The organism is Armatimonadota bacterium, from assembly GCA_016223145.1.
GTDB lineage: Bacteria > Armatimonadota > Fimbriimonadia > Fimbriimonadales > Fimbriimonadaceae > Nitrosymbiomonas.
The window spans coordinates 87,239-98,945 of the sequence record JACRPN010000004.1 but is presented as its reverse complement, the minus strand read 5'-3'; the positions used below and the strand labels follow the sequence as shown (position 1 = coordinate 98,945).

The 11,707-nt window shown below is 60.5% G+C and carries 9 protein-coding genes and 1 tRNA gene; 6 read left to right on the top strand and 4 right to left on the bottom strand.

What is annotated here, in order from left to right; genetic code table 11:
- Positions 1–185: 185 nt before the first annotated feature.
- Positions 186–1,061 (bottom strand): sugar phosphate isomerase/epimerase, encoded by an 876-nt coding sequence (locus HZC36_01715; protein ID MBI5705684.1) that lies wholly within the window; start codon positions 1,059–1,061, stop codon positions 186–188.
- 116 nt (positions 1,062–1,177) lie between these two features.
- On the opposite strand from HZC36_01715, the gene HZC36_01710 reads away from it, so the two are divergent.
- Positions 1,178–2,881, top strand: a complete 1,704-nt coding sequence (locus tag HZC36_01710; protein MBI5705683.1) for an efflux RND transporter periplasmic adaptor subunit — start codon at positions 1,178–1,180, stop codon at positions 2,879–2,881.
- On the top strand, positions 2,878–4,104 hold the full coding sequence (locus HZC36_01705) for an ABC transporter permease (protein MBI5705682.1): 1,227 nt from the start codon (positions 2,878–2,880) through the stop codon (positions 4,102–4,104). The genes HZC36_01710 and HZC36_01705 overlap by 4 nt, the downstream gene beginning before the upstream one ends.
- Positions 4,105–4,204: 100 nt before the next feature.
- Here the strand turns inward: HZC36_01705 and HZC36_01700 are convergent.
- Positions 4,205–4,279: transfer RNA gene (locus HZC36_01700), tRNA-Met, on the bottom strand.
- Between the two features lie 299 nt (positions 4,280–4,578).
- Here HZC36_01700 and HZC36_01695 point away from each other — a divergent pair.
- The 3 genes from HZC36_01695 to HZC36_01685 all read left to right on the top strand — a co-directional run bounded on the left by HZC36_01695 (position 4,579) and on the right by HZC36_01685 (position 9,762).
- Positions 4,579–6,774, top strand: coding sequence for a hypothetical protein (locus HZC36_01695; GenBank protein MBI5705681.1), 2,196 nt, complete (start codon positions 4,579–4,581; stop codon positions 6,772–6,774).
- A 447-nt stretch (positions 6,775–7,221) separates the two neighbouring features.
- Complete coding sequence (locus tag HZC36_01690) at positions 7,222–7,962, top strand: hypothetical protein (protein ID MBI5705680.1); 741 nt, start codon at positions 7,222–7,224, stop codon at positions 7,960–7,962.
- A gap of 114 nt (positions 7,963–8,076) precedes the next feature.
- On the top strand, positions 8,077–9,762 hold the full coding sequence (locus HZC36_01685) for a diguanylate cyclase (GenBank protein ID MBI5705679.1): 1,686 nt from the start codon (positions 8,077–8,079) through the stop codon (positions 9,760–9,762).
- 12 nt (positions 9,763–9,774) lie between these two features.
- Here HZC36_01685 and HZC36_01680 read toward each other — a convergent pair whose 3' ends face one another.
- Complete coding sequence (locus HZC36_01680; GenBank protein ID MBI5705678.1) at positions 9,775–10,089, bottom strand: helix-turn-helix transcriptional regulator; 315 nt, start codon at positions 10,087–10,089, stop codon at positions 9,775–9,777.
- Between the two features lie 102 nt (positions 10,090–10,191).
- On the opposite strand from HZC36_01680, the gene HZC36_01675 reads away from it, so the two are divergent.
- Positions 10,192–10,824, top strand: a complete 633-nt coding sequence (locus HZC36_01675) for a DUF1326 domain-containing protein (GenBank protein ID MBI5705677.1) — start codon at positions 10,192–10,194, stop codon at positions 10,822–10,824.
- On the opposite strand, the gene HZC36_01670 is transcribed toward HZC36_01675, so the two are convergent.
- Positions 10,825–11,595, bottom strand: coding sequence for a sulfite exporter TauE/SafE family protein (locus HZC36_01670; protein ID MBI5705676.1), 771 nt, complete (start codon positions 11,593–11,595; stop codon positions 10,825–10,827). It abuts the gene before it with no gap.
- Positions 11,596–11,707: the final 112 nt, after the last annotated feature.

Sequence of the window (11,707 nt, the reverse complement as noted above, 5' to 3'; positions counted from 1 at the left end):
CGTTGCGGAGCTTCTTGGCGCTCCTCACTCCATTAGCATAGGGATCCGGAGTCTCGCCCCCCAACCCCCCTCCTCAGTCTCGCTACGCAAAAACCAAGGAAGGGGCTTTTCGCGACTCTTGCCCTTCGGCTTCACGCCCCCAAGCCACAATGCCTTAATGCCTTAATGCCCAAACGCAATACGCCTTATCCCCGGCCCAACGTCTTCCTGACCGCCGCTAGGCACTCTTTGATGTCGTCCATCGGGTTTTCGGGCTTCTCTTCGTATTCCAGGTTCAAATAGCCACTGAATCTCTGGCGTTTGAGCTCGGCAAAAAGGTCGCCCATCCTTAAGTCGCCTTGCCCGAGGAGCTTCCATTGGGTCCTGTCCTTGACATCCTTCAGATGAAGGGCGTGGACCCTCTTGCCCAGCTTCTTCACCCACTCCACGGGGTCCTCGCCGCTGCGTAAAGCGTGGCCCGTGTCGATGCAAGCCCCTACCCGCTCGTTCGTTCCTTCAAACGCCTTCAACATGCTGTCCAGCTTGTCGTAGCGGGCTCCTGGACCGTGGTTGTGGATGGCGATATTGATGCGAAATTCCTTGGTTAGCCTATCCAGGATAGGCATCGCCTCATAGCTCGGATCGGCGGAAATCGTATCCAGCCCTGCGATCTTCCCAAACTCGAAGATCTTCCTGCATGCTTCTTCGTTGGCGCCAAAGCCCTGCACGCCCCAGACCTTGAGCTGGATGCCTGCCTTCTTGATCTTGTCGAGCACGGGTTTCAGTGCTGCGGGATCGCTGGTTTGGCCCACGTGCGCCTGGAACGCCTCCCAGTATTTGAGTCCGAGTTCCTGGGTTTTGGCGAGCGCCGTGTCGAGATCGTATCCCCTTAGCGAGTACGACTGGATACCCATTTTGAACGGCCCGTAGGCTCCGCCCTGCAGAACCTCCCAAGCGCTCCTTGCGGCGCCGGGGACGAGCAGGGTCGCCCCAAGAGCGCCGCCTTTGACAATCACCTCGCGCCTTGTCATCGGGTGCGAAGTCCCTTGAGGACGAAAAGCGTTGCGCGGTTCACGTTCCATGGTTGCATCTTACTGGCAACTCCCCGCAAGTTTCACCCGGTTAGCATGAGTCCTACGTCCTGGCGAGCAAGCGGCCCTCCGCTACGCCTTGGCATACTGAAATCCGAGGGAAATCCATGCGGAAGGCCATCATCTTTCTTGTCGTCGCGCTCGTCGTCGTTCTGGTCGGGGCCGGGCTGTTTCTTCAGATGAGGGGATTTGCGGCCGCCGGCGGACAAGCGAATGCCAAGAAAGAGTTTGCAGCCGTCGATCGTGGCGAGCTCAGCTTCAAGGTCGTGGAGACCGGCACCCTCGATGCGGTGCGCTCAGTGGACGTCCGCACCCGTGCCTCCGGCAGGCTCAAAGAACTCAAGGTAGAGGAGGGGCAGACTGTGAGAGCAGGCGACGCCATCGCTCTGATAGACCCCCTTGAAACCCAACTGCGGGTGGCGCAAGACCAAGCGCAATTGAGCGGCGCAGAGGCGGGTGTCCAGCGAACCGACATCGAAATCCAGCAACGACGCGTCACCGCGCAGGCCGCTCTCGACCAGGCCCTGGCGCGCGAACGGCAGATCGTCAAGGAACTCGAAGCCCAGCCCACCCTCACCCGCACCGGCATCGAGCAGGCTCAGGCCGCCCTCAATTCGGCCCTGCAGGACCAGCAGCGCCTTGGCACCTCCACCCACCCAACTCAAATCACCGCTGCCGACACGGAGCTTAGCAACGCCGGAATAGACCAGGAAAACGCCCAGCGGGAATATGAGCGCGTCGCCGATCTCCTCAAGCGCGGCTTTGTGTCCCAACAGGTGGTGGATAGCGCCAGGCTTCGGCTCGACCAGGCCAGGAACCGGCTCGCCAAGGCCCGGAGCGACCGTCAAAGGCTCGATGGGCAGCAGAGGCTGGACATTCAGAGCGCCTCGGAAAACGTCAAAAGCGCAAGGGCGGCCTTGGAGCGCGCGCAAGCCAACGCCATCCAGGACGACACCAAGCGGCAGGAGCTGATCTCCGCGCGAGCTTCGATTCGGCAGGCACGGGCCGCGCTCAGAGACGTGGATGTTCTCATCCAAGGCCGAAAGCAAGGCAAGGCCTCCGTGTCCCAGCTTCAAAATGTGCTCAGCGACAGCATGCGGCAGCTTCGTGAGACCGACGTTCGCGCCCCTATGGACGGCGTGGTCAGCAAGAAATACGTAGAAGTAGGCGACATGGTCACTGGCCTCTCAGCGTTCAGCCAGGGAACGCCGGTCGTGCGTGTCGAGGACCGGTCACAGCTGCGCGTTCTCCTAGACATCAACGAAATCGACGTGGCTCGCTTGACCCTCGGCATGAAGGTCAAGGTCGACATCGACGCCTTCCCAGACAAATCGTACGAGGGCAAGATCTATCAGATTGCCCCCGCCAGCAACAACCTGCAAGCCAGCACTTCGACTGCCGCGGCGGCTGCAGCCGATGCGGTGGTGAAGTACCGCGTCGAAGTCCGTCTTGTGGAGGCCGATAAGCGGCTGAGGTCGGGCATGTCGGCTAAGTGCACGTTCGAGACCCTTCACAAAGACAACGTGCTGCGGCTGCCGGTGGAGTTCGTCGGCAAAGACGCCCAGGGCGATTTCGTGCTGATGGCGCCTCCCAAGGACTCGCAGAAGGCGCCGAAGCGCGTAAAGGTCACCCTAGGTGCGAAGACGGGCGCATTCGTCGAGATCGAAGCGGGCCTGAAGGAAGGCGACCGAGTGGTGCTCCCCGACTATAAGGGCCCCGCGCGCAAGGGCTTCTTCTCAGGTCCTGGCGATGACGAGCAGGATCAAGGGAACGCGGACAAGAGCAAGGGCGGAGCCGAGAAAAGCCAATGATCGTCTGGCAATCGTTCCTGATCGCGCTCGAGATGCTGAGGCTGCACAAGCTGCGGTCGTTCCTTACCATGCTCGGGGTGATCATCGGCGTGATGAGCGTGACGACCATTGTGCTCATCTCCTCGGCGTTCCAGAACTACATGACCTTCCAGTTCAAGAAGCTGGGGGCGGACACGATCATCATCGTCTACGATCCCGGCGGGATGTTCCGTGGCCCGATGGGAGGCATCACCGGCATCAAGAACGCCGACGTGGATTGGCTCTTGGAGCGGGTGCCCGCGCTGGATATCGCCGCCCCAATCCTGATGTGCCCAGCCAAAAAGGTGGTCTATGGGGATCGGGAGATCACCAAGCTCCGCGTGTTCGGCACGAACCAATATTCGGCGCAGCTCAACCGGCTTGGGATCGTCGATGGCCGGAACCTCAGCAAAGCCGACGTGGATGGCCGAGCGAACGTGTGTGTGGTCGGCGAGGAGATCCGCGACAAGTTCTTCCGCGACAAAAGAGCCATCGGGAAGTTCATCACCTTTGATGGAATCACGCTGGAGATCGTGGGCGTGATGGAGACCATCGACATGATGGGCGAGAACACCGGCAGCGACGTGTGGCTCCCGATCACGACCGCACAGGATAAGTGGGTCGGCGGCGAAAACGTGACGATGATCACCACCCGGCCCAAGGCCGGCTACAACGTGAACGAGACGGTCGAGCGGGTTTGGCGGGCGCTCATGGTGAAATCGGGGAACCGCCCGGTATTTCGCGTGGACTCCCGCGAGGCCATCATCAACATCTTTGGGCAGGTTCTGGGCGTTGCGGGCATCGTGCTTGCGGCGGTGGCGGCGCTCAGCCTGCTGGTGGGTGGCATCGGCATCATGAACATCATGCTGGTGTCGGTCACGGAGCGCACCCGGGAGATCGGGCTGCGAAAGGCCGTCGGCGCCAAGAGCAGTTCGGTGTTGGTGCAATTTCTGGTTGAGGCGGCGACCCTAAGCCTTGTGGGCGGCATTATCGGCATGGGCATTGCCTACGGGTTCGGGAGCCTTGTGACGGTCATCACGGTGGTCAAGCAGTGGCCGGGGAAAGACGGTCTGTCCACGCCGTTCCCAATGCAGGCCGCCATTGGCTCGCTCGTGTTTTCGGCGCTGATCGGCGTGGTGTTTGGGCTATTTCCGGCGGCGCGGGCTGCTAGATTGAGCCCGATCGAGGCACTTCGGACGGAGTAGGGACGTCGCCCCCAGACCCCAAACCCCAGACCCTGAACCCCAGACCCCATCCCTACGGCCAAGACGCGCGAAAAGGCCAAGAACCAGACCGGGGAGGTTTTGGTAGCGGCGAGTGGATTTGAACCACCGACCTAACGGGTATGAACCGTGTGCTCTACCACTGAGCTACGCCGCCACTACGATCCTCTATTATGGCGAATTGGAGTCAGAAGTCTCAATGATGGAAGGGTGTCGCCCCTCCCGGCATTTGCGCCATCGTTCGATAGTCGATGTGCGATGTGCGATGTGCGATGTGCGATGTGCAATGTGCGATGGGCGATCTCGTCATGCAGTACCTTGACCACAAGTCCTCCCGTCCCTTCGTCCCACTGTCCTCCCGTCCCTGCACCCCCGCATCGCCTCATCCCTTCACTCTCCCGTCTCACCCCCACCCCGGGGAGACGACAGATGCTCCCAAAGCGGTATAGATAGCGAGTGATCGCCTCCCTTTTCCTTGCCATCCTTGCCCAGGACTTCGCCGCACCCTTCGATGCCGCCGCATCCAAACGGGACTTGCAGGCGCTCACGGCGCTCTCGACGCCCGAGCTCGCCAAGGCCAAGAACCCCTTTTTCTTCCTTGGCACACAAGGGCCCTATGGCGTTGGGAGCAAGGGCTGGCACGCGGTGGGTCTGCCCTCGCCTTCCGGCAAGTCGCGCTACATCGTGTTCACGACGCCTCTGACCAGCGAGGATCGCGGCGACCAGGTTTTCGAGCTTTCTGGCGGCAAACTCTCGAAGGCGATCCCCGAGACCGAATCCTTCGGCACAAAGCTCACCTTTCAGACACTCGAGCTATGGTTCGACATCCCAACCAAGACGGCCACTTTCGAGAACACGATCAACGTCTCGCGAACAGCCGTGGCCCCACCAGAGTTCATCCTTCGCTTTTCGCCCTGCTATCGGGTCCGGTCGATCACGGATTCGAGCGGCAAAGACGTGCCTTTCTCCCAGGCGGGCGGTGTGGTCTGCGTCAAGGCCCCCAACGAACGCTCCTTCGCGCTCAAGCTCAAGTACGCCGGCAAGGTGGATCTGCCTGGCTACGCGGGGAGCATCAGCAGCGACGAAATCCAGCTTGCGAACGACTACTGGTACCCGATGATCGCCCGCCGACCCTGCGCCTACACGCTCGCGGCGCATACGCCCAAGGACTGGACCGCGGTCGGCCAAGGCGAGCAAACCTCAGTGACGGAGACGAGCAAGGACCTGGTCACACGCTACCGGATGGATGTCCCCGTCACCTACTGGTCATTCAGCGCGGGGCCCTACAAACAGGATTTCCAGATCTATGGCGACCTCAAGGTGGGCATTTGGTCGCTGACGATGCCTGAGGAGCGAATGGCGCACCAGGCCGAGCTGTACCGCCCGATACTGGAGTTCTACTCCCAGTTCAAACCGTATCCGTTCACTCGGTGGGGCGCCCTGGACACGCCCCACTATGGCGGCGGCGCGCTCGAAGCCTACTCCTATGCCACCTACGGCAGCGGCTGGCTGCCCGATGAGGACGGCCATGAGACCGCGCACACCTGGTTTGGCGGGCTGATCAACAACACCTATCTCAAGTCGCTTTGGAATGAGAGCTTTGCGAACTTCTGCTCGGGGCTCTATCAGCGTGAGGTCAAGATCGGAAACACCGAGGAGCGGCGGCTTGCGTTCGTGCAAGATTGCCACCCGCAACCCTCATTTGGCGTGGCCCCACTGGTGGCCTCAGGAGTGGACATCGGCGGCCCTGCGTCTGCGCTGGGCTATGGCAAGGGCGCAATGGTCTTGCAGGTTCTCGAACATGAGGTCGGAACCGGCCCCGTAATCGAAAGCATGAAGACGTGGCTGCGAACGCACCCCAAAGGCGAGCCTGGTGAATGGGAGGACTTTGAGAGCGTGTTCCTGGCGACGGCCGGCAAGGGCTACAAATGGTTCTTCGACCAGTGGATGCGCCGCCCGGGATATCCAGACGTCGAGCTGTCAAAGGTCCGCTGGCTCGACGGCCAGGTCCACGCCGTGGCGAACTTCCTCGGGCCCGCGTATTGGCTCAAACTCGACGTGATGCTCCAATTCGCCGATGGCCGGCGCGAGTTCAAGACGTGCCGAATCGGGCCGACCCCCGACAGCAAGTCATCCTTCCCGACGGTAGACAGCAAGGAGAAGCCGGTGCTCGTCTCGTTCGACCCCTGGAACCGATTGCTGCGCCGCTATGGGTCGGACGAGGAGCAGGTCGGGATCAACACCGTTCTGTCAACGGTCAAGTCGAAGTACGTGCATCCGAGCAGCCCTTCCTGGATGGCGCACGTTCGAGCCAGGGAAGAGTTGAGGGCGCTGCCGGAGAACCTGGACGGGGTGCTCGTGGTGGGGTCGCCGGACCACAGTCCGAGAATCAAGACCCTCTGCGAGAAGGTCGGCTTCAGCGTGAAGGGAACGACGCTCACCTTCAAGGGGACGACCGTCGATCTAAACGACGGAGGTGCCCTTGCGGTGGTCGAGATAGGGGGCGGAAAGCGCTGTGTGCTCGGGCTTGGGACCACGAAAGTCCGTCCCAACCCTGGGAGGGCGAGGGTGGCTGTGTTTGATGGGTACGGGAGGTTCCGGAGAGGGATCACGGAGCCGAAGCTCACCGGCGGCTGGACGTTCAAGCTCTAGTCGGGGGCGATCTATTCTCGGTGTTCGTGGCGGAGGGATTGCAGATTTCGGATTTCGGATTTCGGATTTGGGATCGGGGATTTCGGATTGTGGAGTTCGGATTTGGGATCTCGGAGTGCGGATGTCGGATTGCGGACTGCAAATCTCAGATTTGAGATTTGAAATTTGAAATCTGAAATTCCAACCCGCAACCCACGAGCCGCGCCAACCACCTGCCCCGCTCTAGTGCTCGCTATCCGTCAATCGTCCGTCGTCAATGCCCGCAACCCGCGACCTGCGCCAACCACCTGCACAAAACCCCGTATCCCTACTGGATGGGATTCGGCGCAAGAAGCCGAGACATTGAATGGGACAGAGCACATAGGGTTCTTGGGTCCAAGCGACACATTTGTTAAGGATGTCTCCTGAAACCCTACGCTCCGGAAGGTCTCGTAGGAGTCAACTCTTATGAACAGTTTGAATCGAGCGGCTGGAGCCATCGGGCTCGTTGGCCTCACCGTTGCCGCATTCGCTCAGGACGGCAACGGTTTCCGCAGCCTGTCATCCGATACGACCTGGAGCTCAAAGTACATTTGGCGCGGCCTGGTGGTGGATAATCAGCCGGCCTTTCAGTCTTCGAGCAGCTTCGGCTTCGCGGGCTGGTCGCTCAACCTCTGGTCTTCAAAGAGAGCCTCGCGCGCTTTCGATCCCGGCTCCGGCTCGGAGTGGGATGTGACGCTCTCGCGCGAGCTTCAGTGGGGCGGCGTCACCCTGACTCCGGGCTTCACCTATTACACCTATCCCGGTCTCTCAGCGCCGGCAACGGGCGAGGGTTTTGTCGGGCTTGAAACGGAGGTCCAGGGACTCACGTTTTTCACAAACCACTACCTGGACATGATGCAGTTCTCAGGCGCCTATTACGGCGAGGCCGGGCTTGGCGTCGAGCATGAGTTCACGAACTCGTTGAGCCTTGGGGGCCAGGCTCTGGTGGGCTGGGGAAACAGAAAGTTCCATCACTCCAATTTCGGGTCGGGTGGCAACTGCGCGACCGTGTTCAGCGCGGGCCTGTATCTGAACGTTCATATCACCGGCGCTCTGTCGCTTCAGCCGTCCGTCACCTACAGCCACCTTCTCGACCGAGCCGTTCGTTCCACTGCGACGAAGCCGGATAACTGGATTTGGGGGCTCACCATCGGCATTTCCCACTAACTTGCCTATCGAACCTGAATGCAAACGAATGAGACGCGGTCAAAAATGCCCATGAAGTTCTGTGCCCTTGTCCGAAGGATAGGCAGCTCTCGCCCCGTTATGTTCGGGGCGATCATGGCCGTCGTTCTCTTCGCGGGCGCATTCCTGTCCATGCAGACGCTGTACGAGGTGTCGCGTGAAGCCGCAAAGGACGGAGTTCGCACGAACTTGAGGCGCCTGGCCGAGGTTGCCGCAACGGTTGTCAACGGCGACAAGCACTCGGCTTTCACCTCTCAGAATCAAGAGACGACAGCCGAGTACGAGGCAATCATCGCACCGATGCGCAAGGTGCAGGATTCGGACCCGGACATTGTTTACGTTTACACGTGCATTCTTAAGAACGGCAAGGCGTACTTCGTGCTCGACCCCACCGAGGAAGGCGACTCAGATGGAGATGGGGTGGACGATAAGTCGCACATCATGCAGGAATATCCGGAGGCTTCCCAGCACATGCTGTCGGTGATGCGGAGCGGCAAGCCTGACACCGACCCCGAGCCCTATACCGATCGGTGGGGCACGTTCATGAGCGGATATGCCCCGGTGCGTGACTCGAAAGGCAACGTCGTGGCCACACTTGGACTCGACATTACGGCAGACCGATACTTGGCCCGTTTGGAGCAGATGAGGAAGGCCCATCAGGCCGGCATCTTCGTTGCGCTGCTCATTTCGGTGCTGGTGGGGACGATCGCCGGCCTGATGCGCCACTCTTCGCTCAAGCAGCGCGAGGAGGCCGATCGCAAAGAGCTAGAGCACCGAGAGGCGATCACTGATGCCCTTGAACGCCTGGAGTTTGCCTATCAAGCCGTCGAACTCTCGCGAAAGCGGTTCTCGCAGCTCTTTGAGGGTCTGCCGGTTCCCTGCATCACTTTCGACCAAGAGCTTCAAGTGTTCGAGTGGAACGTACAGGCTGAAGAGATCTTCGACTTCAGAGCGAAGGATGCGCTCCAGCGGAACCTTGGTGACGTCCTGGGAGGCCGATTCGAGAACCTGACTCTTGCAGAGCTCGGTGCGGCGGTTTTGGCCGGACAGTCGGTCCAGGACCAGGCTTGGACCGACGGAGAGCGGCACTTCGTCTTCAGTTGCCATCCCCTGCACGGGCCGGACGGACGAGTGGCCGGCGGAATCCTCGCCGCCGTGGACGTCACGCGCCAGACGCTGGCGGAGGAGCAGGTACGCCTTCAGTTCAACGAGCTTCGCTATGCCCACGAGCTACTGAACAAGGCCAACAACGATCTGGTACAGGCCAACAGCAAGCTGGAAGAGCTGGCAACGACGGACCCGCTGACGGGTCTTGCGAACAAGCGCGCGCTGGCAGAGAGGCTCGAGGAGTTTGGGTCTTTGGCACGGCGTGGCGAGTCCTTCTCGGTGGTCATGGCCGACATCGACCACTTCAAGGGCCTCAACGACCGATTCGGACATTTTGCCGGAGACCAGGTGCTTCGGTCTGTCGCGTCGGCTCTCAACGCCCCGCTGCGCAGCGCCGACTTTATCGCGCGCTATGGCGGCGAGGAGTTCTGTATCCTTCTGCGAGGCGCGGACGAAGCCGCGGCTGCGGCCGTTGCAGAGAGGATGCGCGAGGCCGTCGAGGCGATCCGTCTGGAGTATGGAAAGATCACCGCGAGCTTTGGCGTTTGCGAGTTTACGAACGCCTTCGACAGCCTTCAGACCGCTCTCCTTGCGGCAGACCACTCGCTATACGAGGCCAAGCGAAAGGGCCGCAACCAGGTCTGCAGAGCCAGCAACGTTGGAAAGGCCGCCTAGAATGGCCAGGATCTAGCTCGATACGATCTGGTCGAGGTGGCCGACGACCCTGAGGAACTGCTCACCCTTCGGAGTCAAGCAGTATTCCACTTTCGGCGGAACCTCGCCAAAATTGGTTCGCTCGATGAGCTCGCTCGCAAGGAGGAGTTCAAGGCATCGGTGCATGACCCGGGCAGACAATCCCGGGATAGACCGGCTCAGGGCGCCCGGCCTTCTGACATTCGATTCCAGCTTGGCGAGGATCGCGATCGACCACTTGCACCCGAGCAGCCGGAGTAGCTCTGAATAGGGAGTACCGGTCTCACATCGATCTTGGCCTGAATGCATGGTTGCCATTTTGCCTAACTGACTCAATTGTCAGTATCTGACATTTCTGTCCCCTCTTGATTCCATTCATTACATTTTTCTACAGTATTTGTGAGGTCAGATATGAACCAGAGCAGATTCGCGTTTTCAGTCGTTGTCGCCCTCGCCGCCGTAGGCACATCCTTCGGGTCCGGCAAGAAGCCCATGCCCTTTGAAGTCAAGGGGATGTTTGTTGAGGGTTGCAGTTGTTCAGCCCCTTGTCCCTGCGAGATCGTCGGGCTGGAGATGGGATGCCAGGGCGTCGGCGGAATGGCGTTGACGGGCGGCAGCTACAATGGCGTCAGCCTCGCCGGGGCCAAACTGGCCTACGCTACGGAGCCTGGGAACTGGGTTCGCCTCTACGTTCAGGCCAAGAACCCTTCTCAGCGCAAGGCGATCGAGGCCTTGGGCCGCGCCGTGTACTCGGGATTTGGGAAGATCGAGTCGGTCTCGGAAGGCGCCATATCGGTGACCAACAAGGGCGGCAACTTCACGCTGACGGTTAACGGCGGCAAGATCATGACGCTCAAAACGACGCCGATCCTTGGCCATGACAAGAAGCCGGTGATCATCAACAACATGAACGACCCGATCCACCCGGACAACATGCTAGGCAAGAGCACGGCGTGCAGCTTCAGCGACGGAGGCCGCAGCTTCACGCTCTCGGATCGGAACGTGTTTTGGACGGACAAGCTGAACACAAAAGGGAAGATTTAGCTAGCTCGCGAGCAACTTGAGCGCGCCACCGGCGGCGAGCACCAGAACAGCTACCTCAAATGTCTTTTGAGGAAGCGCTGAGAGCAGGTACTTGCCGCCGACTGCGCCTAGCACGATCGCTGGAGCCAAAGCAAGGTTAAGTGTCAGCGTCGAACCCGTCAGAAGTGGCTTCGCAGGGTTCAGGTGCGTCAGGTAAGCCAAGATCGGCAGCTTCGTCGAGTTGACGATGAAGAAGTACCACGCCCCGGTGCCGATGAACTCCTCCTTCTTGAGGTTGGCGCTCGTGAGATAGATGCCCATCACGGGCCCCGCCGCGTTGGCGACGGTCGTCGAGAAACCCGCGGCGATCCCAGAGCCTGCCACGCCCACCGGCGAGTGAAACGAGAACCCGCCCTGAACCCGCCGGTTGAGCAGATAGACGCCGAGCATCACCAAGATTAGGGCGCCGATAACCAACCCCAACAGGTCCTTATCGGTCTTGGACTCGCCGATCGCCCAGAGCGCGTAGGCGCCGCCGGCGACCCCCACGAGCACCCAGGGCGCCAGCTTCACGAGCGTCGGCCACTGGCAGTGACGCCTGAACCAGGCCACGGCGAAGACGTCCGCCATGATGAGCATCGGAAGCAAAGCGCCGACCGAGAGCCTCGGCCCAAACGCTTGAGCCATCATGGGAACGCTTAAGAGCCCAATCCCAGGCATTCCCGTCTTCGCGAGACCAACGAGAAGCGCGGCGCCGATGCTCCAGGCCCACTGTTCCGCCGTAATGCCCATATCGGCCCACCTTACCGCACCGATCAAAGCTCCCAAACGTTATGACCTTCGTAGCTGTTGGACCTAGAGGCGGCACTTTAGCAGGCCGTTTCTTGTAATTACTGTATATCCT